The organism is Bacillus sp. BML-BC051 (assembly GCF_019656175.1).
Taxonomy (GTDB): Bacteria; Bacillota; Bacilli; order Bacillales; family Bacillaceae_G; genus Bacillus_A; species Bacillus_A mobilis.
In genome coordinates, this window is record NZ_BPLI01000215.1 from 1 (window position 1) to 315 (window position 315).

At 46.3% G+C, this 315-nt stretch carries 1 pseudogene; it reads left to right on the forward strand.

Features of this window, described 5'->3' with window-relative positions:
• Positions 1-315 (forward strand): annotated as a pseudogene (locus tag K5S59_RS30010) (stage V sporulation protein AD); the annotation flags it as partial.

The following is a 315-nucleotide window of genomic DNA, read 5'->3' on the forward strand; positions in this document are numbered from 1 at the left end:
TACAAGCTTTGCTTGCCGTACACTGGGCACTCCTTATCTCGGACTATTCGGCGCTTGTTCTACTTCTATGGAAGGTTTAGCACTTGGAGCAAGTATCGTAAATGCAAAAGGCGCAAAATATTTATTAACTGGTGCATCCAGTCATAATACAGCTGTAGAAAAACAGTTCCGCTATCCTACCGAATATGGTGGGCAAAAACCACCTACCGCGCAGTGGACAGTAACCGGAGCAGGAGCTGCTATTTTAAGCGATACTGGACACGGTCCTAGGGTAACATCTGCCACAATCGGACGAGTGGTTGATATGGGATTAAC